Genomic DNA, 24,746 nt, shown 5'->3' with positions numbered 1-24,746 from the left:
GCGTGATCATCATTCGGGCGAGGTCGAGCCACGAGAGCGTGACCGGGTCGGCGAACAGGCTGATACCGGTGGGTCCGGGTGTGCAGTCACCGGGCACGACGCGCACCGTTGCGTGCGGGTCGAGGCGGCCCGTGTCGAATGCGCGCGCAGCGGCGATCAGCACGACGACCTTATACACCGAAGCCGCGACCACCGGTGCATCCCCGTCGACATCGATGACACGTCCGGTGCCGCCGATGTGTTGAGCCCGCAGCCATCCGAGACAGCCGGCGTCGGTGAACGCGTCGGTGATCTGCTGTTCGATGGTCCTCACCGGTCGGCTCGCAGGAGCTGACGGTCGACCGCGTACACCGCGTCGCCGACGTCGGCACCGGTGGYGGTGACGATTCGCAGGCGCAACGCGGTTTCGTCGACGAGCATGCGGCGGTGTGCGGTGCCGGTGTGCACCGGCGCGGCGCTGGTGGCCAGACCGAAACATCGTCCCGATGCGACCGCGGCAGCCACCTCGCGATGGGTGGCGGCGGGGACCGTGGACGGATCCAGGCCGCGACGACGCAGCTGGTCGATCAGCAGATCGTGAGCAGCCGGATTGTCTTCTCGCGGAACGGTTGCCAGTGCGAGGTCCTGCAGCATCTGCGCGCGTGGTGCATCCGCGACGGCGGCGCGATGCCCCGCCGGCAACACCACGCTGCGTGCGACGGTGACGACCGGTCCGGCGTCGATTCCCTCGACCAGCACGGGATGTTGCACCACAGCGAGTTGCAGCGTCCCGCGACGAACTTCGCCCAGCAGCTGCGCTGTGCTGCCGGTGGCAGTCGAGACGACGGCGTCGGCGCTGTCGAGAGTGCTGCGGATACCATCCACACAGCGTGCGACGAGCTCGTCGTCGAACTGCGGAATGACGCCCCACCGCACTCCCTGCCGTGCCCCGACCATCTGCTGCGCATCGTCGAGGAACCGGGCAGCGTCATCGACGATGAGCCGCGCCCGAGGGAGCAGCGCAGCGCCATCATGGGTGAGCCTGGCGCCGTCGGGCGCGCGTTCGATCAATTGCAGCCCCAGGCGCTTCTCGAGTCGGCGCAGGCCCTGGGAGACCGGCGGCTGAGTGACCCCGAGGCTGGCTGCGGCGTGCCCGAAATGCCGGTGCTCGGCGACAGCGACGAAGTAACGAAGATGAGCGACCAAGTCCACGTCCACCAGTCAACACGGTCTTCGGTGGCGAGGCGATCAGGCCGCGCACCGACTTGGGGCCCACAGCGGGTGGCGCTGGCCTGCGGCGATTGCGAGCGGATATAGCGCTGCGGCAGCGCGGGAATTGGGCCACGCCTCGGCGAGAGTGGTCTGGTGTCGTTGTGAATCAACACATGACTCGACGTCAAGCGCTCATCGGTGCGCTGGTGACAGGTGGTGTCGTGGCGGGCTGCCGAATCGCCGGTGCGACACCGCCGCCGGCCACCGCAGACAGTGACTTCGCCGCTCTCGAACACCGACACGGCGCACGCATCGGCATGTGGGCTCTCGATCTGGGCACGGGACAGACCCTGGGATACCGCCCTGACGACCGGCAGGCGATGTGCTCGACGTTCAAGACCTACGCCGTGGGGCGGGTGCTGCACATGGTGGCCGGAGGTGTGCTCGATCTGAACTCGGCCATACCGATCACCGCCGGCGACATCGTGGTCGATTCACCCGTCACCAGCAAGCGGGTCGGCACGTCGATGTCCCTCGCAGAACTCTGCGAGGCGGCGTTGGTCTTCAGCGACAACTCGGCAGGTAATGCGTTGCTGCGGAGCATCGGCGGGCCTCCGGCGATCACATCGTTCGCACGTGGCCTCGGCGATGACCAGACGCGTCTGGACCGCTGGGAGCCCGACCTCAATTCGGCATTGCCGGGCGATCCGCGTGACTGCACGACACCTCGCGCATTGGTTACCGGCTATCGGGCGTTGATGGTCGGCGATGCGCTGGACCCGCCGTCTCGGGACCGCCTACTGAGCTGGATGCAGGCCAATGTGACCTCGGACAAACGTTTCAGGGCGGGTCTGCCGCCCGGCTGGACAAGCGCAGACAAGACCGGTGCCGGTGACTTCGGTGTCACCAACGACGCAGGCCTGCTCATCGGCCCGACCGGGCAGCGCATCCTGGTCGCCGTGCTGACACGATCCGCCGAGGACCAGATGGACGCCCCGCGGCTCAACGACGCGGTCGCGGACACCGTACGACTCACGTTGGCGCGGTGGGGACACCATCAGGGTGGAACACCATGAGAGCTCAATGCCGCCCGCGCTTGGTCGCCGCGCTTACGGGTGTTTGTTCCACTGGCCGCAATCCTGGGCCAGCACGTCGTTGACATCGACACGGATGCCCCCGACGATCGGTCCCGGATTCGACGCAGTGTCGATGACGCGTTGGTAGAGCACCGCGGCCGGATGGATCTGGCCCTTCGACCATGACCGCGTCTGCCAGATCCACGCCTTGCCGGGCGTGCCCGACCTGCCGATCACACCGTCTTCGATGGCCCATTGGGACGGGTTGATGCCCGCGTAGATTCCGGTCCGCATCTCGCCGATCACCGAGTTGATTCCGCGAAACCACGGCAGTGCCTGGCTGTTCCAGGTGTTGCGGTCGATGTCGTCGTCGACGCTGAAGAAGATCGGTGCGCTCTTACCGCCGCCCGCCGCGGTGTGCAACGCCCACGCGGTCCTGGCGTCGGCCACCCCACCGGCATACCCGCGGGTGAAGTCCGAAGGCGCTGTCCCGCCGGGCTTCCCGTACTGATAGTTGCTGACGATGATCAAGCCGGCGGCGGTCAGTGACTGGGCGTAGGGCAGGGTGATCGGCTTGGCGCCGAACGACGACCCGGGTCGCGACGTCGACACGTAGTTGATCACCCCGGAGTGCCCGGCGGCCCGGATGTCCTGGGCCGGGATCTGGCGCATCGCGTAATCGATCAGCGTGGGCGCGGCGGCTGCGGCGGTGGGCGCCGCAGCACCGGCCGCGACGGCACCCATGCCGGCCAGCGCCGACGCCGCTGCGGCGTAGCGCAGGGCGTCACGGCGGGAGACCGCGCGGGGATCCGACATGGCGGGGATGTTAACAGAGTGGCTCTAGTGAAATATGTGACCGCGCCGTGCGCCAGCGGGAAATTTACGGGGCGGACAGTGAAATCCGCCGACGCCACCGGCGACGACGCGGAATACAGTCCACCGCAACGCTTCGCCTCACGTCGAGACCTCGGCGGCGGGCACCGGCCTGCGCACGGCCGAGCCGATGAGGTGGCGGCGCAACCGTCCGTCCGCCAGCCGGAACAGGTGGCCCATGGCGACGGCCGTACCGGGCACATCGTCGCGAGCGGTCAGGTAGGTCCAACGGTGCGCCTCCGGCAGCGAGAAGAAGGTCTCGAAGAAGCGCGGGACGTCGTCGGCGGGCATCCGCAGGAGTGCTTCCAGGCCGATCAGCCGGAAGCGGTGGATCGCTCGGGCGGAGCGCGGCCAGATGGTGCGCCGCGCCGCGGCCAGCGCCGCGTCCGGACCGGCCGGCAGGTGAGCGGCCAGCGCAGCGGCCACCGTCGGCGCGAGGCGCAACGACGCGGCCACACTGAAACCGGTTGCCGGATGGATCAATGGCGCCGCCGCACCGAATCCGAACACATCCGTCCCGCGGTGTCGTGGCTGATCCAACGGAAACGAAACCTTCTCGCTGCGTGCGTTTTCCGGGATCTTTACACCGTGGTGGGCCAGCCTGGCATGCAGCCGTCGGCGTAGCACCGACAGCGGAAGTCCCGGCCGGCGGGCCAGGGAGGTCTCCTCCACCAGCACCTGTCCACCGCCCAAGGGCACCGCGTACAGGAACGTCGGCCAACCCGCCTCGCCGTGGTCGGCACGCCAGTCCATGAACAGTGCGTCTCCGGACTCCGTGAGCGGTGCCGCTGCGTCCGCGTCGATCACCAACCCGTAGGCCGTCTGATCCGCAGGTGTGCGGCGCGCCGCGGCGGCATCCAGGGGGCGCGCCCGGCCTCCGGCGTCGACGACGACCGCGGCGCGCAATGCAGATCCGTCGGCCAGCGTGACCACGCCGCGTTCCGGTGACCCGACTGCGCGCCCGGCGTGAATGTGCACTCCGGCAAGTTGGTCGGCGAGGTGCCGCTGCAGTGCGGGCACATCGAGAACGGCGTACTCCCAGCCCAACTGGTGCTCGGTCAGCGCGATCGCCCGGCCGGCGGCGCGCGCCGCGACCACGGACACCGGCAGATCCGGCGGCAGTTCTGGGCTCCACATGCCGTAGGTGGCCGTCCACGGCCGGTCAGGGGACGGGTYGACCAACCCGGTGACCAGCCCCTGCCTCGCGCATGCCGCCGCCAACGCCATCCCCGCGGGCCCGGCGCCCACCACCAGAACGTCCATGGGGTCAGGCCCGGGTGAACGGATCGCCGAGGCTGATGGTGCCCTCGGTGACCACTTCGAAGTAGGCCCCCGCGCAGGGTAGGCGCCCCAAGCCGAAGGAGTCGACGAGGTTCTCGGTGGCCGGGGTGCGCAGTGCGTGGACGGCGCGACCGAGGTCACCGTGTTCGAGGGTCGGGATCACGCATCGTGGCGTGGCGCCCATCCCTTTCAGTTGGACAGCGCCGATATCGAAAGTCCCTTCAGCCCAGTCATTCTCGGCGTACGCGGGGTAGCCCGGGGGAGTGACGATGACGATGTTGGGCCGGTAGCGCTGCGCCTCGGTCCCGATCCGCTCCAGCGTCGCGGTGGTGATGACGTGCAGCGGTGCGAGATCCACGAAGGAATCGCCCGGGGTCGCCTCGCCCAGCTCGAGCAGCGGAGCGTCCACCACGGCGTCCAGTCCTCGATCGAGAACCTGCTCGGGGTCGGCGCGTTCCAGGCTGGCCCCCGCGGGGCGGCGGGTGGCCAGCCGGACCGGTCGCGACACCAACTCGGAGAGGGCCTCGTCGAATTCGTCCTGCCCGGGCCGCACCTCGGTCCCGTCGGGCAGGCGGACGCGCACCTGGTCACCGTCGATGCGCGCGGTGCACGTCAGGAGCCGGCGCCACAGGCGCGCCTGTTTGGCGCTGGCCACCCGTCCGGTCTCGCCGTCGATCAGGGCCAGCCGGCGGTCCCCCTCGGCACCGTCGTGACCGACGGTCAAGGTGGTGACGGCCTCCCCGAGCATCGATTTGACGGGATAGCGGTGCAGACTTCCCACGTGCAGTTGGTCACCGGTGGACATAGTCGAACGATACGTACCTAGGACACCGTCGCGCGGGGCGTGATCCTGGCAGGGTCCGCGGTCGGCACGCTGAGGTGCATGTCCGTCACCCGCATTGAGCCGAACGAGGTGATGGTTGCGTAGAGGGTCGACGAGGCCACGAGTTGCACGGTGACGGTCTGCCCGGGCTTGAGGGTGTGGGCCACCGGCTCCAGCGCAATGCTGATCGAGCGTGGCTGACCGTCGAGGGTGACGGGGATGGGCGTGACCTGGCCGCCCAGCACCAATCCGGTGGAGTCGTCGACGAGCTGGGCGTACACGTGCCGGGCGATGCCGGTGCCGCTGTAGCTGAGTGTCAGTCGAGGTGCGCCCGCCACGACCGTCGTCGTGGTGAGTGCGGGTGTCGTGAGGTTCAGGGCGTTGAAGGCTTTCGACCCGCCGATCGGCAGCACCCCGAACATCGGTCCGGAGCCGCCGATGAACGGCACCAGTGGCAGCAGGCCGCCGGAGCTGCCGGCGGTGACGGGGCTGCGGTTGACGATCCGATAGGTATCCGACGCATAGAACTGCCCGCGCTGATCGACGAATTCGAATCGCGGACCGGTCACCGCCTCGGTGTTGCCGTTGACGTACCGGTCGAGCCACGCGAGGGTCGCCTGCTGGATCACGACGCCGTCGGTGGGGTCGAACACATTGTTGGCGCACAGTCCGTGGCCGCCGCAGAACCAGATGACCTTGGTCGGGACGCGGTTGGCGATGAGGGTCTGGGCGGTGGTGTCGGCCTCCTGCAACGAGAACAGGGTGTCGACGGTGCCCTGGATCAGCAGGGTCGGCGCGGTGATCTTGCCGACCAGGTCGCGCGGGGCACCGGGCCCGAGTTGGGCCAGGCGGTCTTGTTGAGCCTGGGTCTGCCTGCCGGTCAGCACACCGAAGATGGTGGCCGGCAGGATGGCCGGATTCGCGCGGGTGAACAGCGTGGTGCCCGCGGTCAGGATGGCCGTCCAGCTGCTCTTGTACGACTGGTTCTTGTAGTAGGCGGTGCTGAAGGAGTTCCAGGCGATGGCCGGCACGATCGCGTCGATACGCGGATCGGTGCCGGCGGCAACCAGTTGGATGCCGCCGCCGTAGGACGCGCCGGTCATGCCGATACGGGGATCCAGCACGCCGGGATCGAGCCGCGCCTCGGGCTGGGTGGCCACCCAGCTGATGATCGCGGACACGTCCTTGGCCTCGAAGTCGGGGGAACCTTGTTCGAGCCTGCCCCCGGAACTGTGTTCCCCGCGGGGATCCCAGGTGACGACGTTGTAGCCGGCGGCGCGCAGCGTCCCGATGTACACCAGGCCCGAGGTGTCGGCGATGATGCCGTCCAGCGGCGTGGGTTTGAGATTGGTGGCGCCCGGTAGGAGAAGACCCGGGCCCTGCAGGATGGTGGCAGCCTGCTCGCCGGGCCGCAGACCGACCGCGGGCATGAAGTGCGCGTAGATCCGGGTGCCGTCAAAAGACGTCAACATCACGTCGCGCGGACGCGGTGTGCCCGCCGGCCGGCCCGCCTCCAGGGGATAGCCGACGATCGGGTGCAGCAGGTCGCTGACCACGGGTATCTGGTTGATCACCGCGACGATCGGCGTCACGAACAGCGGCCCGAAGACCGGTACCTGCTGCAATGGCTCCAGCAACGGCGTCTTCGGTGTCGCGATGACGGGCGCGTTCGTGACGGGGTCGACCACCCGTGTCGTGGCGGCGGTGGGGGCAAGGGTGTTCCTGCTCGCGGCGGCCAGCATCGTCCACGACAGCGGCGGATCCACCGGCACCGCCGGGCCGTCTGTGGCAGTGCGTACGGTGCGCGCCGGACGGGGAGCCGTCACAGGGTCGGCGACCTCCGTCAGGGCGGCCGGGGTGATGACGATCGGGTCCGTGGGTGCTGGTCCCGGGTCGGTGGCATCGGAAGGGCTGTCGGCGACGGCCGCCGCGCGCGCCGATTTCACGGATCTCTTCCGGGCCGACGGCGCATCGGTGTCGTCGTCGACGGCCGCTCGAAGCACGCCCGCTCGCGGTGTCGCGGAATCTTCGCCCGAAGCGGTGTCTTTCGCGGAGTCCGGCTTCTCGTCGGGTTTTGCGGTGTGCGGAGACGACTGCCCGGAGGCCGGGGAACTCGCGCCGTCGCTTGCACTTTCAGCGGGCGCCGCAGACGCCGTTCCGCAGAACACCGCCGCCCCGATGCCGAGAGTCGCGGCCAAACCGCCGATCCTGCCGATGTACACCGCCGCCGCGCTCACACCGGTCATTACCAGGCTCTCCCGTCAGTTGTGGCGCACTGTTCAAGATCACTGTGTGTTTGCTGGGGACGTGCTGTCCATCACAACACAAACGTCAGATCGGGACAAGGAGCAATCGGGCAGTCCGCGTCGGACACGGGATCTTCCTGCTAGCGGTACCACTGAGATGGGCGCTAGCCGTGGCGATTTCGGGCCTCTGCGCGAGCAGTCTCAAGGGGTCGGACAATCGACACGGACCCAGAGGGGAACCTGACATGAACAAGATCACCGTCATCTCGACAACCGTTGCCGCCGTAGTGCTGAGCGGACTGATCGGCTTCGCGCCGATCGCCGCGGCCGACACCGACCCTCAGGTCGGTGACCCGACGTCGACGGCCTCCCTGCACCAAGAAGCCCCCATCTCGGCGGAGACCGGTGCCCCGCTGGGCGACGAGGGCCTGGGCACCGATCCGCTGATCCCGCTGGGGACCGATCCACAGTCGCCGGTCCGGCTGGGGTACATCGACCGCAATCACGACGAGGGCAACACCAGCAACGGAATGGTCGACACCGCGTTCTGACCGGCAGCTTGTCCGTGCCGGGGGGATGTGTGCACACCGGCGCGGGGAAGGGTCCGTCGCCGACCGGCCGACACGTTGGCGCGCAGTCGGCACGACGTAACGGCAGCACCGGGGCGCCGCCAGGGCTCGCAGTACCGGACTACGCCGTGCGCGCGCTCCACTCAGCCGTGCGCTCGGGCGTCGCCTCGGCCAAGGCCTTCACCGTCTTCTCCACATCGAAGTCCTTGCCGTACACCGGCGTTCCGGGCTGCTGGCGCCACGACTCCGAGATCGGACCAGCATCCACCGGATCGAATCCGAGCTGCTCGACGATTCCGTGCACCAGCTCGCGGCCCGGTCCGTCCGCACCGGCGATCGGGAGCGCGATGCGATTGGGCGTACCGCTGGGCGTTCCCTTCTTCAGCAGGTGCTTCCAGAAGATCCCGTTGAACACCTTGTAGACCGGTGCGCCGATCTGGTCGGCGACCCAGCCGCTTTCGGTCTGACCGTCCTCGATGGCCGCGATCTCCCCGTCGCGTTGCTGCGGGTAGTAGTTGTTGGTCTCGATCACCGGGGCGCCAGGCTTGCGGGCGTCCACGATCCCGTCGGCCAGATCGGGCACATTTTTCTGCGGGATGCTCACGATGACGAGGTCGGCATCGGCGGCGGCGTCCCTGGCCCACACCGCGGTCGCACCGGTTTCGTTCGCCAGTTCGGTGAGCGTTTCGGGGGCCCGCGAGTTCGCGACGGTGACGTCGTGGCCGAGTTCGCGCAGCCGGCGCGTCAGGGTGCCGCCGATCAGACCTGCTCCGATGATTCCGATCTTCATATGTCGGCCAACGTGCGGCCTGGTCCGCCTATTCCGTCGCGGAAGGAGATGGCGCATCTTTCACCAGATAGATGAGCGGCCGCCCGCGTGTGTCGACGGTCTCGTGATCGCTTCGGAAATCGAGTTTGTCGAGAACCCGCAGCGAAGGGGTGTTCCATGCGCCGACGGTGGACCAGATCCGGCGGCGCCCGGTCGCGAATGCCGCCTCCATCACGGCGTGAGCGGCTTCGCTTGCATAGCCGTGACCGTGAAAGCGTTGCAACAGCTCGCACGCGATCTCCGGTTCATCGACGGTGCACCGACCGATGATCAGACCGCAATAACCCAGCGGTTCACGGTCGGCGTTGCGGCGAATCGTCAGCAGCCCGAATCCGTTCCGAACAGCTTCGATCCGCTGCTGAGCCAACCGAGCGCGGATGTCCTTCACCGACTCCGACGTGCCACCCTCGTGCTCCCCGAGTAGCTCGTGATTCCACTCGGCATCGCACTCGTCGCGCAGATCAAGGCTGAGCCGTTCGGTGCGGATCGAGGTGGCCATCGGTATGTACCGCATCACCGCCCCCTCCGCACAGCGCGGCTGGCTCTCCCCTCACGGGTGCCCCCACCGTCTACTCATGACACTTCACCACAGCGCACGCGCACCGACCACGACGGCTCGGCCGGCGAGTTCACCTGCACCACCGAATTCACCGGTGCCACAACGCTGGACATCGATCACGTAGACGTACTGCAACGGTTGCAGGGAGTCTTCCCCGGCGGTGTCGCCGACCTGCACTGCAGGTTCACCATGGACGATGCGCTGATCAGCCGGCTGGTGAGCGAGCCGTGAACTTTATGTGCGTAATCTGGCCACCGCGTCGATCGGCTCGGACGATGGAGGGGACATCGTCGAGCGAAAGGTCCACGCGTGACAGTCTCACCGCAGGCAACGGAGCGAGGCCGGAAACCGCACTGGTCACTGGCCCGCACCTGGCTGCTGCAGCCGGGAACGCCGGGCGGCGGCGAGGCGTTTGACGCCGCCATCGCTGGTAACGCCGATGCCATCGTGCTGGACATCGAGGACGGGCTGCCCGACGCGCAGAAACCCGCCGGCCGCGTGTCGGTGGCCGACTGGCTGAGTACCGGGGCGCAGGCGTGGGTGCGGATCAACAGTGTGGCGACCGAGGCGTGGTCGGCCGATCTGGACGCCGTGGCGCACGCTCCGGGGCTTCTCGGCGTGATGCTGGCCAAGACCGAATCCCGCGACGACATCGCTGCCACCGCTGCGCGGTTGCCGTCCGGAGCGCCGGTGGTGGCCCTGGTCGAGTCGGCGCTGGGCATCGAGTCGGTCACCGAGATCGCACGGACCCCCGGCTGTGCGCGAATTGCGTTCGGGGTCGGCGATTTTCGGCGGGACACCGGAATGAGCGAGGATCCGACGGTGCTGGCCTATCCGCGTGCCCGCCTGGTGATCGCCAGCCGCGCAGCCGGCCTCCCGGCGCCGATCGACGGACCGACCCTGCGTGATCAGTCGCGCCACCTCACCCGGGAGACCGCGGTCGCCAAGGCCGCAGGCATGACCGGCCGGCTCTGCCTGGATCCCGAGCATGCCGAGACGATCAACAGTCTGCTCAGCCCCTCCCCGCTGGACGTCGACGAGGCCCGCAGGACGCTGGCCCGCCTCGACGCGCCCGCCGGGCCCTATGACGGCAGTGTCGGACCCACCCGGGCCCGCGCGCAGGCCATCCTTGACCTCGCCGAGAAGCTCGGCCTCGACTGAACCGATTCACATTTTGCGAAAGCGCGTGCGCAAGCGCTTGCCTAGGGCTTAGGCTCCCGAAGATCACGTGATGCGATCCGCGTCACATCGGGGACAAGGGAGTCCACATGTTCGGAAAGCGCAGCACGCACGCGGTCGGAATGGTCCTCATGGCCGGCTCACTGGTTCTGGGACTGACCGCCTGTAGCGGATCGGATTCGGACAGCATCAAGGTCGGTCTGATCACCAAGACCGACTCGAACCCGTTCTTCGTGAAACTGCGCGAGGCCGCCAAGGCGCAGGCCGACAAGGACGGCGCCGAACTGGTGGCGCTTGCAGGCGCTTTTGATGGCGACAACGAGGGCCAGGTCGCGGCCATCGAGAACATGGTCGGTCAGGGCGTCAAAGGCATCCTGATCACCCCGAACTCCTCCACCGGAGTGCTCGACGCGATCAAGAAGGCCCGCGACGCGGGCGTTGTCGTCATCGCTCTCGACACCGCGACCGACCCGGAGGACGCCGTCGACGCCACGTTCGCCACCGACAACCTGGCCGCGGGCGTCGCGCAGGGCAAATGGGTGAAGGCCGCCCTCGGCGCCGCACCGCCCCAGATCGTGATGCTGGACGGCACCCCCGGTGGCACCGTGGACACCTTCCGGCACGACGGCTTCCTGGAAGGCTTCGGCATCGCCGAGGGCTCCCCGGAGATCGTCGGCCAGGAGAACACCAACGGCGACCAGACCAAGGCCCAGACCGCCATGGAGAACATCCTCCAGCGCGCCCCGGGTATCAACGCGCTCTACACGATCAACGAGCCGGCGGCCGCCGGTGCGTACCAGGCCATCCAGTCCGCCGGCCGCGCGGACCAGATCACCATCGGGTCGATCGACGGCAGTTGCACCGGTGTGGCAGATGTGAAATCCGGCAAGATCGGCGCCACGGTGATGCAGTTCCCGGCCAAGATGGCCGAACAGGGTGTGCAGGCCGTGGTCAAGTTCGCCAAGGACGGCACCAAGCCGAGCGGATTCAACGACACCGGCTCGGAGCTCATCACCGACAAGCCCGTCGCCGGCCTCGAATCGAAGGACACCGCCTGGGCCGAACAGAACTGCTGGGGCTGAACTCGGTCATGAGCACCGGCGCTCCCTCAACCGCGACGCCGTCGGTATCGAGCCGGTTCAACGCAGGCAGCATCCTGCGTGAACCGCTGCTCGGTCCGATGGTGGCCCTGCTGCTTGCCATCGTCATCTTCAGCTCGGTCTCGGATTCGTTCCTCAATCCGCAGAACGTCTCACTGATCCTGCAACAGTCGGTGGTCRTCGGCATCCTTGCCGTCGGCCAGACCCTGATCATCCTCACCTCCGGCATCGATCTCTCCATCGGCGCGGTCGCCGTCTTCGGCAGCATCGTGATGGCCCAGAGTGCCGGCGCCAACGGTCCTTTCGTGGCCCTGGGATCGACGCTGCTGGTGTGCGTGGCGTTCGGTGCGATCAACGGCGGGCTCGTCACCATGCTGCGGCTGCCACCGTTCATCGTCACCCTGGGCACGTTCACCGCGATCCAGGCGGCCACCCGCCTGCTCGCGGGATCCGAGACCTACCGCGTGGAGCAGGGACCGCTCACCTTCCTGGGCACGTCCTTTCGCATCGGCTCGTTCTCGACCACCTACGGCGTGGTCGCGATGCTGCTGGTCTACCTCGTCATGTGGTACGCGTTGTCCCAAACCGCCTGGGGTAAGCACATTTACGCCGTAGGCGGTAATCCGCAGGCGTCGATTCTGTCCGGCATCAAGTCCGGGCGGGTGCTGCTGTCGGTCTACATCACGACGGGTGTCATCGCGGCGATCGCCGCGTGGGCCGCTCTCGGGCGCATCCCGAATGCCGACCCGAACGCGTATCAGAACGCCAATCTGGAATCGATCACCGCGGTGGTCATCGGCGGAACCAGCCTGTTCGGTGGGCGCGGCGGCGTCGGCGGCACGTTGGTCGGCACACTCATCGTCGGGGTGCTCCGCAACGGGCTCACCCAGGCCGGCGTCGATAATCTCTACCAGAACATCGCCACCGGAATCCTCGTGATCGTGGCGGTGGCGGTGGATCAGTTCGCGCGCAGGAGGTCACAGTGACGAGCACGAAGAGCGACACACCGGTTCTGGAAGCGCGGGGCCTGGTCAAGAAGTACGGCAACGTGACGGCGATCAACGGTGCGGACTTCGCGCTGCGCGAGGGGGAGGTGCTCGCCGTCATCGGTGACAACGGTGCCGGAAAGTCCAGCCTGATCAAGGCGCTGGCGGGCGCGGTGGTTCCCGACGCCGGAGAGATCCTGATGAACGGAACCCCGGTGTCGTTCAAGAACACCCGAGATGCCAGGGCCGCCGGAATCGAAACGGTCTACCAGGATCTCGCCGTGGTCCCGGCCCTCGACATCGCGTCGAACCTGTATCTCGGGCGCGAGGTGCGACGTAAAGGGCTCGCGGGCAGCCTCTTCCGTCGGCTGGACATGCCGAGGATGCGCCAAGAGGCATCCCAGCATCTTGCGGACCTGAAAATCGGCATCAAGTCCGTGAACCAGGCCGTGGAGACATTGTCGGGCGGGCAGCGCCAAGGTGTAGCGGTGGCGCGGGCCGCCGCGTTCGGCCGTGGCGTGATCATCATGGACGAGCCGACGGCCGCCCTCGGCGTCCGGGAGTCCGGACAGGTGATCGACCTGATCCGGTCGATCCGCGACCGCGGAATTCCGGTGGTGCTCATCAGTCACGACATGCCGCACGTGTTCGAAGTGGCCGACCGGATCCACATCCACCGGCTCGGCAAGCGGGCGGGTGTCGTCGACCCGAAGCAACGCTCGATGTCCGAGGTCGTTGCCCTCATGACGGGTGCGGAGGAGCCGACCGATGAGGAACGCGCCGGCATCTGAGAAGGCCCCGGTCGGGGTCTTCGCCGGGTTGGCAACGCTGGACGTGATCCATCGCGTCGCGAAAGCACCTGCGGTGAACGAGAAGATCACGTCCACCGCACAGTTTGTCGCCGCGGGCGGACCGGCTGCCAACGCGGCTGTCACCTTCGCGGGACTGGGCGGCGAGGCCATCCTGGTGACCGCGCTCGGCGACGATCCGGTCGCCGACCTGATCCGGGCCGATCTCGCCGCATATGGCGTGCGTGTCGTCGATGCCGCGGCGGGCACCCATCGCGCGGTACCCGTGTCCGCGGTGTCGGTGGTGGAGTCCACCGGGGACCGATCGGTGGTATCGCTGGACGCGGTGAACTCCGACGCTTTGCCACCGCCAGGTCTGGGCGACCTGATCCGCGAGGCCGACGTGGTCCTCGTCGACGGGCACCACCCCCTCATCGCCCGCGACGCCGCCCGGCACGCCGCGGCCCGAGCCCTCGCCCTCGTCGTCGACGCCGGGCGATGGAAGCCGGTGATGGCCGACATCATTCCGCACGCGACCGACATGGTGTGCTCCAACGACTTTCGGGTACCCGGCGCCGACACCTCGGAGTCCACGGCCGCGGCGCTGGTCGCAAGCGACGTGCGTACCGTCGTCACCACGCACGGCGGCGACCCCGTCGCATGGTGCTCAGACGGCAGGTCCGGGTCCGTGCCGGTACCGCCGGTGGCGGTGGTCGACACGCTGGGTGCCGGTGACGCCTTCCACGGTGCCTACGCGTACTACTCGACCCAGAGCGCGAGCAGCATCACCGAGCGCATCGATCGCTCCGCCCGGGTGGCGGCATTACGGTGTTCGATAGTCGGGCCGCGGGCATGGCTGGACGTACTCTCCACGGATCGGAAGCGAGAACGGTGACCTTCGAGCAGGACGTGCAGGACGCCACACTGGACCAGCTGGTCGAGTCGGCCCGGGCGCTCGTCGTTCGCGGCCAACGACGCATCCTAGGCCTCACCGGCGCGCCGGGTGCCGGGAAGTCCACCGTGGCCGAACAACTCGTCTCCGCCCTCGGTCCCGAGATGGCCGTGCTGGTGCCCATGGACGGCTTCCATCTGGCCAACGAGGTCCTGATCGATCTGGGTCGCCTGGACCGTAAAGGTGCACACGACACCTTCGACGACGGCGGGTATGCACGGCTGGTCGCGAGCCTGCGCACACAGCGTGCCGACGACCCGGTCGTGTACGCACCGCGATTCCGGCGTGAGATCGAGGAATCGATCGGCTCGTCCATACCCGTCCCGCCGACGGTGCCGCTGGTCGTCACCGAGGGCAACTACCTGCTGCTGGAATCCGATGCGTGGCCCGCGGCACGGTCCCACATCGACGAGGTGTGGTTCCTGGCTCCCGACACCGAGGTTCGCCACCGCCGCCTCGTGCGCCGGCACGAGGCGTACGGAAAGTCCCCGCAGGAAGCGGAGTTCTGGGCCCTCGGGTCCGACGAGCGCAACGCACAGTTGATCGAGTCGACCGCGGGCCGCGCGGACCGCATCGTGCGCCTCCGATGAAGACCATGGGCGATGTCGCCCGTATCGCCGGGGTGTCCGCATCCACGGTCTCGCATGTGCTCAACGGCACCCGTAAGGTCAACACGGCCACCCGATTACGCGTCGAGGCGGCCATCGAGCAGACCGGCTACCGCCGCAACGGCGTTGCCCGATCACTGGCGGCCGGCCGCACGCACACGGTCGGACTCTCCATCTCGGCGCTGACGAATCCCTACTTCGGCAGCCTGGTGCACGCCGTGGAGCGGGCACTGTCGGACGCCGGGTACGTCCTGATCGTCGGAGACTCCCATGACGATGTCACCTCGGAACAGCGCGTCACCGGTTCGCTGCTGGACCGGCAGGTCGACGGGATGATAGTGGCGCCGGCAGCGGGCTCCGAGCGGGTCACCCTGCCCGAGATCACCGGCACCGGAACTCCTCTCGTCCTGATCGACCGTGGTGTCGACGCCGGCTGCGATCAGGTCGGCCCGGAGAACTTCTCGTCGACGCGGTCATTGACAGCGCACCTGCTCGAACTCGGTCATCGGCGGATCGCCGTCGTGCGCGGCCTTGCCGGAATCTCCTCCACCATCGAGCGATTCGACGGTTACTGCGCGGCGCTCACCGACCATGGCGTGCCCGTCGATCCCGCGTTGGTCGTCGACGGCGAATCCAACACCGACGTGGCCGAACGCGAGGTGCACACCCTGATGTCGCGCGCCGACCGCCCGAGCGCACTGGTGTCCCTGAACAACGCCATGACCATCGGAACGCTCAAAGCCCTGCGCAGTCTGGGCCTGTCGATACCGGGTGACGTGGCCTTCTCCTGCTACGACGACTTCGAATGGTCGGACCTCTTCGAGCCCCGGCTCACCGCGGCGGCCCAGGACGTCGAGACGATCGGCGTCACGGCGGTCGAACTGCTGCTGCGCAGAATGCGCGGAAACGATGATCCGCCGCAACAGATTCGGGTACCCACCTCCTTCCATCACCGCAACTCATGCGGATGCACGTGACGCCCAACCCAGCCCCTCGTGTTAGGACCCGCCACCATGCCGATAGCAACCCCTGACCACTACGTCGCGATGTTGGATCGTGCCAAGGCGGGCGGGTTCGCGTATCCGGCCATCAACGTGACCAGCTCCCAGACCCTCAACGCCGCGCTGCAGGGGTTCGCCGAAGCCGACAGCGACGGCATCATCCAGGTGTCACTGGGCACCGCGCTCTACCTGTCCGGAAACACGGTGCAGAACCGTTTCGCGGGGTCCAAGGCGCTCGCGCTCTACGCCCACGAGGTCGCACAGCACTACTCGGTGACCGTGGCCCTGCACACCGATCACTGCCCCGCCGAGAATCTCGACGACTGGGTCCGGCCGTTGATCGCCGATTCGGTCGAACGGCGCGCCCGCGGGCTGGACCCGCTGTATCAATCGCACATGTGGGACGGCTCCGCGGTACCGCTGGACGAAAACCTGCGCATCGCCGAAGGATTGCTGGAGGCATCGGTGGAAGCCAACACCATCCTGGAGATCGAGGTCGGTGTGATCGGCGGCGAGGAGGACGGGGTGTCACACGAGATCAACGACAAGCTGTACTCGACCGTCGACGACGCGCGGGCCACAGTCCAGGCTTTGGGGACAGGGGAGCGCGGCCGGTACCTGACCGCCCTGACCTTCGGCAACGTCCACGGCGTCTATCACCCGGAGTCGGTCCATCTGCGCCCGGAGATCCTCGCGGAGATCCAGGCCGTCATCGGTGGCGAAACCGGCCGAGCCAAACCGTTCGATCTCGTCTTCCACGGCGGATCAGGTTCCAGCGCCGAGGACATCGCGTCCGCGGTCGCCAGCGGGGTCGTCAAGATGAACGTCGACACCGACACCCAGTACGCGTTCACCCGATCCATCGCCGGCCACATGATCAGCAAGTACGACCAGGTGCTCAAGGTCGACGGCGGCTACGGCAACAAGAAGGCCTACGACCCGAGGTCGTGGGGTAAACCGGCCGAGAACGCCATGGCGGCAAGGGTTGTCGAGGCCGCGCAGATGCTGGGTTCGGCCGGCCGGGCCATGCGGTAGGCAGAGCCCGCCCTATCCGACCTTCGTCAGGGTGAAGCTGCCCCGGTAGGTCGCCCCGGCCGGATCGCCGCAGCCCGCAGCGGACTGAACGTTGACGGCGGTACCGCTCAGCGACCCTGCATCGAGCGAAAAGGTGACGGTGCCGGGCACCGTCACTGCATCGTTGGGTGGCTTGCACCGGACGGCCTGTGCGGACTGGACGATCAACACCCACTGCCCGTCGGCCAGCCGGGCCTGCCCGCCGTAGGGGTTCACCCTCGGGTCGGTGACGGGGGTGACGGCCACGTCGGCGCATCCGGGTCCGCACGGCGTCACCGCCCACGTACCGAATCGACCGGTGTCGGATTGATAGCTGTAGGTGCCGCTCAACTCGCCCGGTGTGCCGGCGGGAGGCCCACCGGCCCAGGCGTGGCCCGCTGATCCGACCGCCACGCCCGCCGCGATGATGAACACCGCGGACCGCCCGCCGATGATGGCCATGCCGTTCCTCTCGTGGACGCCCGCAGGTGGTGCTGCCGACGGGGTCAGATCTGTCCGGGCATCCCGCCGATGCCGGCGATGCCGGGCATCCCGCCGTCCATGGCGGGCGACGGTAGGGAAATCGTCGGAGGCGATGGCAGCGCATACGGGCCGCCCCCGCACACCGGATCGGCGGGCTGGCTGATGCAGGAGTCGTCGTCGGGGCCGGTGGGAGGTCCGAATGGCCCGGGAGGTTCGAGCGGCACGGGCGCGCCGAAGGCACCGGTGGTGGTGGGCATCGCGAACGCCTGCGCGGGGGCGCCGGAGGCTGCCAGAAGGATGAGCGCGCCACCCACAACGCTCTTCGTCACGGTGCCGCGTAATCCCTTGGTGGTCCGTGTCATCGTGCACTCCTCCGCAGGGTCTCACCGCAATCCGATACCCAAACATATTGACGGCGAGGGATATTCGTGACAACCCGACCGTCGGTGGGATCGCCTGATCGCAGGCTAACCGATGGAACGGGCGCCGACAGCGCTTTGGGGGAAGCGCCTCAGGCTGCGCTCGGTTGTCGCGGACGCGTCGAACCGGGCGCGATGCACGACTACCTACGCCGTCCCGTGCCAACGCTTGGGATCGTCTTCGAGCGATTCGCGGTCCCATCCCGCCAGATCCGCAGCCGCAACGTAGGTGAACTCGAGAAAGTCCAGCACCAATTGGTGCGGATCGTTCGCGGTGCGCGCCGCCTCATACGGCAGCAGGTACTGCCGGAGTTTGTTGTCGTAGAAGGCACCTTCGGGGCAACCCGGGAACTCGGCGTAGCCGTCCGGCTCGGGGTACGCGTAGGCGTAGAACGCGCCCTCGTCGCCACCACCGGGCCAGAAGCCGCAACTGGACAGTTCGTGGGAGTAGCCCTCAACCATGACCCAGTCGCCACAGTTCGGTGCTCCTCCGGGGTGAGCGGGAGCGGGACGTCCGGAGAAGCGGCTGCACGCCAGGTCAAATGAGCCCCAGAAGAAGTGCACCGGACTGACCTTCCCGATGAACCGGGCCCGGAACTGCCCGATGACCCGGTCGGCCTGGATCAGTTGTTGCCAGAACGTATGGACCGCGTCGGCGTCGTATGCGGCGTGGAAATTCTCGGCGAAGGGGATGGCCGGGTCCACCTCGTTGGGGCCGGCGGAGATCTGAACCTCGATGCCCAAGCGGGCGAGTAGGCCCAGCACGTCGTCGTGAAACTGGGCAACGGAGCGGTCGCGCAACGCGATCTCACCGGAGCCACCGTCGCTCACCCGGACCTTCAGCGCATGGTCGACAAAGTCGAATTCCAGGTCGAACAGCCGCGTGTCCACCGGAATGGCCGATGTCGTCAGTCCGCGCGGTGACACATAGAGCGGCACCTGCCACCAATGGTTGAGCAGCGGTGCATGCGCCAGTCGTATCTTCCCGACGATCTGGGTCCACATGTGCAACGTGTGGCGCGTGGGCTCCCAGTCAGCCACCCGCAGCGCCGGCCACTCCGCCGTTTGCCCGCTCACATCGTTCTCCCTTGTCTCAGATGACGGCTGATTGCGAGCAGGCGCTCACACCGCCGGCGTCACATCCGACCCGGATCCCTTGATCGACGCCTTGGCCCGCTTCTCGGCACGCACCGTCCGCGTACCGCGCACGAATCCGGTCGCCGAGATCGTCGCCGATACGAGCGCCGTCTCACCGTTGGCAAGCGGGTGGAAACCGACACCGGCGCCACCGCGGCCCTTCACCGGGATGTCGGCGACTTCGGTGACCTTCCAGCCCTTTTCGGATACTGACAGGATGGCCTCACCATTGCCGCAGGACACCGGTAACGCTGCGATGACCTCATCGCCGTCGGCGGCGAGCTTGACCCCCGCCACGCCGTTACCCGCCGCGCCCTGCGGATTCACCGCTGCCGGGTCGATCCGCAGCACCTTTCCGCGGCGCGTCACCAGCGCCAGGTGATAACCATCGGCCAGCACCCCGGAGGCCACCAGACCGGTGATATCCGGCGCCACCGGGATATCGCGGATCTTGTAGGGCAACCCGTTGCCGTTGGTGAACTTGATCCGGCCGTCGGTCCACACCGCCCAGCCCAGGCCGGAGCTGAGCAGATCTCCATGGCTGTCGGAGAACACGCCGCGGTCATCGAGACGCCAGGCGGCGTTGACCTTCCGCTCGCGGGGCCCGTCGTCGTCGGTGCCGGCGGTGACGGGTGCGGCTTCCAAGTCCAGCACGGTGCGCCGGTCGAACTCGGGGCCCTTGAACAGTTTCGCGGTCTCCACCAGTTCCTTGTCGATCACCTTCCGGCGCGCATCGGGATTGGTCACCAGCTCGGTGAGCTCGATGAATTCGGCGTCCAGTTTGTCGGCTTCGGCCTGCAGTTCGATGACGTCGAGTTTCGTCAGTCGGCGAAGCTGTAGCGCCAGCACGTAATTGGCCTGCTCCTCGTCGATCGCGAACCGGTCCTGCAGGCCCCGGCGGGCGTCGTCGACGGTGTCGGAGTTGCGGATCACGGCCACCGCGGCATCGATGTCCAGATGGATGGTCATCAGACCGGCGACCAGGTGACGCCGCGCGGTGACCTTCTCCAGTCGGTATTCGCTGCGGCGCAACACCACCGAGTCACGCAGGTGCAGGAACGCGCCGATCAGTTCGCGGACCGTCCACCAGCGCGGCACCCGGTCCTCGTCGAGCGCCACCAGGCTGGCCGCGAAGGTCGACTCCAGCGGTGTCAGTGCGAGCAACTGGTCGCGGATCGTCTCTGCGCTGTGCCCGCGCTTCGCGGTGACCACGATGCGCAGTCCGTTGCGACGGTCGGTCAGGTCGGACATATCGGCGACACCCGACATCTCCCCTGATTCGACAAGTGCCCGGATCCGTTCCTGCACAGTGTTACTCGCGACGCCGGGCGGCAGCTCGGTGACGATGACGTTCTTGCCGTCCACCGACACCGTGCCGCGGACCGTGAGCTGTCCGCGCCCGGTGGTGATGTACTCCCGCAGCCCGGCGGAGCCGACCACGGTAGCCCCGCATCCCCAGTCTGGGCCGGGGATGAGCTTCATCAACGTGTCGTCGGTCGTGTTCGGCCGCGCCAGCAGCGCGCGGCAGGCGGCCATGATCTCGCGCGGATTGTGCGCGGGCACCTTGGTGGCCCAGCCTTCCGCGATGCCGACCGCACCGTTGCACAGCAGCACCGGCCACTGGGCGGGCAGCATGGTCGGTTCGGTCCACTCACCGTCGAACGTCGACACCATCGGCACGGCGTGATCGTCGAGCTCGGCGGTCAGCGCGGCCCCGGGTGCGGACAGCCGCATCTCGGTGTAACGGTCGGCGGCGGGAATGTCACCCTGGATGCGCGGGAAGGCGCCCTGCCCGTCAATGACTTTCACGCGCTGGAACTCGGCGGCCATCAGTGCCGCGGCCCCGTACATGGACGCGCCGCCGTGCGGATGCAGGTTACCGGTGACGGCGGAACACACCTTCGAGGATTTCTGCGGCTTGTTTCCGGGCAGCAGCCTCGAATCGTGCATCTGGTAGAGCAGGCGACGCTGGCCGGGTTTGAGCCCGTCGAACRCCGACGGTATGGCGCGGTCGCTCACGCTGTAGAGCGCGAACGTCAGCTGGTAGTGATTCCAGTAGTCATCGGCGCTCTGGTCGAGCACCAGGTCGGGATTCTGCTCGGGAAGGTCCAGGGTGGCGGTCACAGTGTTTCCTACGTCCTCTTACGTCAGGTCCAGCGCGGCGGTGTCGACACGGGCGGCGACATCGGCCATCCACGTACGCCGGCCCTCCGGTGGCCCACCGAACAGGGTGTGGTGCAGCTTGGCGTCGCCGTCATCGAGATGTACGCGAATCACGGTGCGCCGCTGCGGATCCAACACGGTGTTCCAGAAGTCGTCGGCATCCATTTCGCCGAGGCCCTTGTTCCGCTGCACTTCCACCTTGCGTTTGGAGGTGGCCTTCAGCTGGGCCACCGCGGTATCCCGCTCGGATTCGTCCTGGCAGTAGATCCGCTCGTTGCCGTCCTTGACCACGAACAGCGGGGGCAGGGTCACGTAGACCATTCCGGCTTCCACCAGCGGCCGGTAGAAGTCCAGGAACATCGAGATGAGGCTGGAGTTGATGTTGCCGCCGTCGGGGTCGGCATCGGAGGCGAACAGGATGCGGTCATAGCGGCATTGCTCGGGGTCGCAGCTGTCACGCACCCCGCAGCCCAGGATCCGTTCGATCGAATCGAACTCGTCCTTGACCCGGGCCTTGTTGACGGTGAACCCATAAACGTTGGGCGGCTTGCCTTTCAGCGGAAACGCGGCCTGGAAGGTCGCGTCGCGAGCCGCCTTGATGGTGCCCAGCGCCGAGTCGCCCTCGCACAGGAACAATTCGGCTCCGGACCCACGTCCGGTCTCCCGGCTGGGCAGCAGCTTCGGCGGTAGCGACAGGTTCGTGCCCAGCCCCTTGGCCTTCGAGGCCGCCCGGGACCGGGCCTTGGCGCCCTCGGCGCTGCGCCGTGCCCGCGCCGACTCCAGGGCCAACTTCGTCCACAGCGACACGGCGTCACCGTTGGCCGGGTTGGCCGCCCAGATGGTGACGCTGCGCGCCACGTCCGGGGCCATCGCCAGATTCAGCGACCGCGAGGACACCGCGGTCTTGGCCTGCGAGTCCCACGCCACATCCGGGGCGCGGGTGTCGACGGCCAGTGCGGTCACCGCGACGAAATCCTGTGGTTCCGGGCCGTCCTCGCCCTTGGCCAGGCCCAGGTCGCGAATCCGGGAAGCACGGTCGGCCAGCGCTTCGGACAGACCTTTCATCGCGGCTGTCAGGTGGGACCCGCCGCCCGGGGTGCGCACGGTGTTGCAGAACGCCGCGATGGTGGCCGGCTCGGCCGGTCCGGCGGTCAACGACCAACGGAACGGGGTCGGTCCGCGGCCGGTGGTGTACTCACCGCGGCCCTCCACGACGGCACGGACGCCCGGCGGGGGAGTGCCGGCGGCGGTGCACATGAGGTCGAGCAGGGTGTCGCTGCCCCAGGGTCCGCTGAACGGTTCGAGCAGCGCCGGCGGCACCTCGGCACCGGGCCAGCCCTCGTCGATCACCGTCAGGTGTACGCCGGGCGACATCCGCGCCGCGGCGTGTGCGCGCAACAGCACCTCGCCGACGTCCACGGTCGAATCCGGCACTACGACCGGGTCGAACAGGATGCGCACCGTGGTGCCGTGCGCATCGGGCTTGCGGTTGCCGGTGCCGCGCAGCTTCTGGGCGTCCGCCCTGGTGAATGGCGCGCTCGGGTCGAAATCCTTGCCTTCGAACGATCCGGGGTAGCCGGCGCCGAAGCTCTGCAGGTAGGTCTTGCCGGCCCGGCGCACGGTCACATCGGTCCGCGCCGAGATGAAGACCGCCGCGGCGGCGCCGATGCCGTTGAGGCCGGCACCGGTGCTGGTGGCATCGGAGTGCGCGGAGAACTTGCCACCGGCCCGCGCGGTGCCGAGGGTCTTGACGATGCCGTTCTTGCCGGTGATGGGGTCGGAGTCGACGGGCAGGCCGCGGCCGTCGTCGGCGACGCTGACCGATCCGTCGGCGTGCAGGGTGATGGTCACGGTGGAGCCGCCGTGGCTGGGATCGGCGACCTCTTCGATGGCGTTGTCGACCAACTCGCGCAGGGCGGTGTTGAGCACGTCGAGGCCCAGGTTCACCGCCGGCCGCAGGCGCGTGTGCTGGACATCGTCGAGCTCGGTGATGTCTGCGGCGTTGTAACTCACTGCTCGTTCTCTCCGTCTGGGCCGGGACCTGAACGCGCAGGTCCTGTCTGCATACCAGTGTGCCCCGGTGCCTGCGATCTGCTCGGCAAGCACGCGTGTGCCGGAGGAATGGTAGTCGGACGGCCCGACAACGCAGCGCACCGTCGCCGCGCTGTGACGGCACGCACAGCGCGGCCGGCACCCGCCGGCGGCCGCCCGGCGTTACGTCTCGTCGGCGATCTGGTGGCGGTCCTGGTGCAGCCCAGGGCCCTCCGGATCGTGGTGCTGGTCGTCGAGTTGCTCCTGCATCTCGGCCTGTTCCTCGGTGACCTCGGTGGCATCCTCGGGCGTGGGTGAGGGACTGCGGTGCTTCGCCATGTCAGTGCTCCGACTCTGCTCGATGCTTCTCCACCACGTCCGGGGCGACCTCGCGGGTGGCCATCCCTCCGGTGCGGCCCTGGTCGGTGGGGCCGGGAGGCTTTGGTGCCTCGTCGCTCTGCTCGTGCGGTACGGAAGCTGCTGCGTTCTCATTCATCGGCTAGGGATGCCCCGCCGCGCTGGTTTCCACGCCTGGCCTCCGCGCGCTCGCCTACTCGGCCGGCCCGCGCGTGTTGATGACCTGGTCCGCGATGTCGACGAGCCGGGTGTTGCTGTCCTGGGAAAGCCGTCGCAGCAGCGCGAACGCCTGCACGGCGTCGACATTGAAGCGCTCCATGACGATGCCCTTGGCCTGACCGATGCGATCACGCGTGGACAGTGCGGAGTGCAGCTCTTCGGTCTGGCGGCTGGCCAGAATCGCGGCAGCGGCGTGCGCGGCCAGCGCCGAGCCGACGGTCTCGGCGTCGGAGCTCCAGACATTGGGGTGAAAGCTGAACAGGTTGAGCGCCCCCGCAGTGCGATCGGCGGTGTAGAGCTTGAAGGACAGACCGCTGAGCACACCGAGCTCCAGGGCTGCCGGCGAGTATTGCGGCCAGCGCGGCTCGTTCCGGAAGTCGTCGGTGCGCACGACCACGTCCTGCAGCGCGGCCTGCCGACACGGCCCCTCGTCGTACTCCATCTGGAGCTCGTCCAGTTTGTGCGGCAGATCGCTGGTGGCGGCCAACGACTCGAAACTCGAGTTCTTGCTGACCAGGAGAATGCCTGCGGTATCGGCTTCGGGGATCAACTCGAGCGCCGCGGACGTCACATCGGCCAGAACGCCGTCGACGCTCTGCAACGCGACGTTGCGCGCGAGTTCGGCCATGCGCAGGATCAGCTCATGGCTCTGCGAATCGGTCATGAGACCACCCTACGAAGCCCGCTCCGCATATGTGACAGGGTCGCAGACCGCACCCCCCGGCCCAGTGTGAGGTCGGCGCCGGACTGAGCCGAGTTCGCGCCGTTCTGCATTGTCGATCTCCCGGGTGGGTCGATACTGGCCGGGCGAGGAGAGGGGAAA

The 24,746-nt window shown here is 67.9% G+C and carries 27 protein-coding genes; 12 read left to right on the top strand and 15 right to left on the bottom strand.

All coding sequences use genetic code 11. The annotated features are described in order from the left end of the window. Both AC1DTF_RS14540 and AC1DTF_RS14535 read right to left on the bottom strand, forming a co-directional pair. Positions 1-313: serine hydrolase (locus AC1DTF_RS14540; RefSeq protein WP_477474570.1), on the bottom strand; the 313-nt coding region annotated here is incomplete at its 3' end. Then, positions 310-1,191 carry a LysR family transcriptional regulator gene (locus tag AC1DTF_RS14535; RefSeq protein ID WP_477474569.1) on the bottom strand — a complete coding sequence of 294 codons (882 nt, stop codon included), beginning with the start codon at positions 1,189-1,191 and terminating at the stop codon, positions 310-312. The genes AC1DTF_RS14535 and AC1DTF_RS14540, both read right to left, overlap by 4 nt. A 173-nt stretch (positions 1,192-1,364) precedes the next feature. On the opposite strand from AC1DTF_RS14535, the gene bla reads away from it, so the two are divergent. Continuing rightward, complete coding sequence (bla, locus tag AC1DTF_RS14530; protein WP_057169240.1) at positions 1,365-2,267, top strand: class A beta-lactamase; 903 nt, start codon at positions 1,365-1,367, stop codon at positions 2,265-2,267. 33 nt (positions 2,268-2,300) lie between these two features. Here bla and AC1DTF_RS14525 read toward each other — a convergent pair whose 3' ends face one another. The 4 genes from AC1DTF_RS14525 to AC1DTF_RS14510 form a co-directional block, all read right to left on the bottom strand. Next, entirely contained in the window at positions 2,301-3,083 is a 783-nt protein-coding gene (locus AC1DTF_RS14525; protein WP_057169241.1) for a DUF1906 domain-containing protein, read from the bottom strand. 138 nt (positions 3,084-3,221) lie between these two features. Further along, a complete protein-coding gene (locus AC1DTF_RS14520; RefSeq protein WP_477474568.1) occupies positions 3,222-4,403 on the bottom strand; it encodes a lycopene cyclase family protein in 1,182 nt (393 codons plus the stop codon). Between the two features lie 4 nt (positions 4,404-4,407). Further along, positions 4,408-5,226 carry an MOSC domain-containing protein gene (locus AC1DTF_RS14515; protein ID WP_057169243.1) on the bottom strand — a complete coding sequence of 273 codons (819 nt, stop codon included), beginning with the start codon at positions 5,224-5,226 and terminating at the stop codon, positions 4,408-4,410. Between the two features lie 17 nt (positions 5,227-5,243). After that, positions 5,244-7,490 carry a S15 peptidase family protein gene (locus AC1DTF_RS14510; protein ID WP_477474567.1) on the bottom strand — a complete coding sequence of 749 codons (2,247 nt, stop codon included), beginning with the start codon at positions 7,488-7,490 and terminating at the stop codon, positions 5,244-5,246. 245 nt (positions 7,491-7,735) lie between these two features. Here AC1DTF_RS14510 and AC1DTF_RS14505 point away from each other — a divergent pair, with 245 nt between their 5' ends. After that, positions 7,736-8,041 (top strand): hypothetical protein, encoded by a 306-nt coding sequence (locus AC1DTF_RS14505; RefSeq protein ID WP_057169244.1) that lies wholly within the window; start codon positions 7,736-7,738, stop codon positions 8,039-8,041. 139 nt (positions 8,042-8,180) lie between these two features. Here the strand turns inward: AC1DTF_RS14505 and AC1DTF_RS14500 are convergent, their stop codons facing one another. Together AC1DTF_RS14500 and AC1DTF_RS14495 are read right to left on the bottom strand one after the other, a co-directional pair. Then, on the bottom strand, positions 8,181-8,849 hold the full coding sequence (locus tag AC1DTF_RS14500; RefSeq protein WP_057169245.1) for an NADPH-dependent F420 reductase: 669 nt from the start codon (positions 8,847-8,849) through the stop codon (positions 8,181-8,183). A 28-nt stretch (positions 8,850-8,877) separates the two neighbouring features. Beyond that, positions 8,878-9,387, bottom strand: a complete 510-nt coding sequence (locus AC1DTF_RS14495; RefSeq protein WP_235571420.1) for a GNAT family N-acetyltransferase — start codon at positions 9,385-9,387, stop codon at positions 8,878-8,880. A 57-nt stretch (positions 9,388-9,444) separates the two neighbouring features. Between AC1DTF_RS14495 and AC1DTF_RS14490 the strand changes: the two genes are divergently transcribed. From AC1DTF_RS14490 to fbaA, 9 genes are all read left to right on the top strand, one after another. Further along, complete coding sequence (locus tag AC1DTF_RS14490; protein WP_477474566.1) at positions 9,445-9,678, top strand: hypothetical protein; 234 nt, start codon at positions 9,445-9,447, stop codon at positions 9,676-9,678. A gap of 78 nt (positions 9,679-9,756) precedes the next feature. Then, positions 9,757-10,608 (top strand): HpcH/HpaI aldolase/citrate lyase family protein, encoded by an 852-nt coding sequence (locus AC1DTF_RS14485; protein WP_477474565.1) that lies wholly within the window; start codon positions 9,757-9,759, stop codon positions 10,606-10,608. 107 nt (positions 10,609-10,715) lie between these two features. After that, the gene (locus AC1DTF_RS14480) at positions 10,716-11,708 is read left to right on the top strand and encodes a substrate-binding domain-containing protein (protein ID WP_057169248.1); all 993 of its coding nucleotides are present in this window, start codon (positions 10,716-10,718) and stop codon (positions 11,706-11,708) included. Between the two features lie 8 nt (positions 11,709-11,716). Further along, complete coding sequence (locus AC1DTF_RS14475) at positions 11,717-12,712, top strand: ABC transporter permease (RefSeq protein ID WP_477474564.1); 996 nt, start codon at positions 11,717-11,719, stop codon at positions 12,710-12,712. Then, a complete protein-coding gene (locus AC1DTF_RS14470) occupies positions 12,709-13,503 on the top strand; it encodes an ATP-binding cassette domain-containing protein (RefSeq protein WP_057169250.1) in 795 nt (264 codons plus the stop codon). The genes AC1DTF_RS14475 and AC1DTF_RS14470 overlap by 4 nt, the downstream gene beginning before the upstream one ends. Next, on the top strand, positions 13,481-14,395 hold the full coding sequence (locus AC1DTF_RS14465) for a PfkB family carbohydrate kinase (RefSeq protein ID WP_477474563.1): 915 nt from the start codon (positions 13,481-13,483) through the stop codon (positions 14,393-14,395). The genes AC1DTF_RS14470 and AC1DTF_RS14465 overlap by 23 nt, the downstream gene beginning before the upstream one ends. Then, a complete protein-coding gene (locus tag AC1DTF_RS14460) occupies positions 14,392-15,042 on the top strand; it encodes a nucleoside/nucleotide kinase family protein (RefSeq protein WP_057169252.1) in 651 nt (216 codons plus the stop codon). The genes AC1DTF_RS14465 and AC1DTF_RS14460 overlap by 4 nt, the downstream gene beginning before the upstream one ends. Next, on the top strand, positions 15,039-16,037 hold the full coding sequence (locus tag AC1DTF_RS14455; RefSeq protein ID WP_057169253.1) for a LacI family DNA-binding transcriptional regulator: 999 nt from the start codon (positions 15,039-15,041) through the stop codon (positions 16,035-16,037). Before AC1DTF_RS14460 ends, AC1DTF_RS14455 begins: the two co-directional genes overlap by 4 nt. A 36-nt stretch (positions 16,038-16,073) precedes the next feature. Then, a complete protein-coding gene (fbaA, locus tag AC1DTF_RS14450) occupies positions 16,074-17,096 on the top strand; it encodes a class II fructose-bisphosphate aldolase (RefSeq protein ID WP_477474562.1) in 1,023 nt (340 codons plus the stop codon). Between the two features lie 12 nt (positions 17,097-17,108). Here fbaA and AC1DTF_RS14445 read toward each other — a convergent pair whose 3' ends face one another. The 5 genes from AC1DTF_RS14445 to AC1DTF_RS14425 all read right to left on the bottom strand — a co-directional run bounded on the left by AC1DTF_RS14445 (position 17,109) and on the right by AC1DTF_RS14425 (position 23,329). Next, the gene (locus tag AC1DTF_RS14445; RefSeq protein WP_477474561.1) at positions 17,109-17,576 is read right to left on the bottom strand and encodes a hypothetical protein; all 468 of its coding nucleotides are present in this window, start codon (positions 17,574-17,576) and stop codon (positions 17,109-17,111) included. 44 nt (positions 17,577-17,620) lie between these two features. Next, positions 17,621-17,959 carry a hypothetical protein gene (locus AC1DTF_RS14440; protein WP_477474560.1) on the bottom strand — a complete coding sequence of 113 codons (339 nt, stop codon included), beginning with the start codon at positions 17,957-17,959 and terminating at the stop codon, positions 17,621-17,623. A gap of 204 nt (positions 17,960-18,163) precedes the next feature. After that, positions 18,164-19,093, bottom strand: coding sequence for a DUF5996 family protein (locus AC1DTF_RS14435; protein ID WP_477474559.1), 930 nt, complete (start codon positions 19,091-19,093; stop codon positions 18,164-18,166). A 45-nt stretch (positions 19,094-19,138) separates the two neighbouring features. Next, positions 19,139-21,277 (bottom strand): DNA gyrase subunit A, encoded by a 2,139-nt coding sequence (locus AC1DTF_RS14430; RefSeq protein WP_477474558.1) that lies wholly within the window; start codon positions 21,275-21,277, stop codon positions 19,139-19,141. Between the two features lie 18 nt (positions 21,278-21,295). Then, complete coding sequence (locus tag AC1DTF_RS14425; RefSeq protein ID WP_477474557.1) at positions 21,296-23,329, bottom strand: toprim domain-containing protein; 2,034 nt, start codon at positions 23,327-23,329, stop codon at positions 21,296-21,298. Positions 23,330-23,482: 153 nt separating this feature from the next. Here AC1DTF_RS14425 and AC1DTF_RS14420 point away from each other — a divergent pair, with 153 nt between their 5' ends. After that, positions 23,483-23,665: a hypothetical protein gene (locus tag AC1DTF_RS14420; RefSeq protein ID WP_477474556.1), complete on the top strand. Its 183-nt coding sequence runs from the start codon at positions 23,483-23,485 to the stop codon at positions 23,663-23,665. Positions 23,666-23,687: 22 nt separating this feature from the next. Here AC1DTF_RS14420 and AC1DTF_RS14415 read toward each other — a convergent pair whose 3' ends face one another. Continuing rightward, on the bottom strand, positions 23,688-23,843 hold the full coding sequence (locus tag AC1DTF_RS14415; RefSeq protein WP_200962226.1) for a hypothetical protein: 156 nt from the start codon (positions 23,841-23,843) through the stop codon (positions 23,688-23,690). A gap of 54 nt (positions 23,844-23,897) precedes the next feature. Next, complete coding sequence (locus AC1DTF_RS14410; RefSeq protein ID WP_477474555.1) at positions 23,898-24,587, bottom strand: GAF and ANTAR domain-containing protein; 690 nt, start codon at positions 24,585-24,587, stop codon at positions 23,898-23,900. Positions 24,588-24,746: the final 159 nt, after the last annotated feature.

The organism is Mycobacterium sp. P4_H6 (assembly GCF_056400845.1).
Note: the sequence above shows the minus strand (reverse complement) of the source record. Positions and strands in the feature narration are given on the sequence as shown.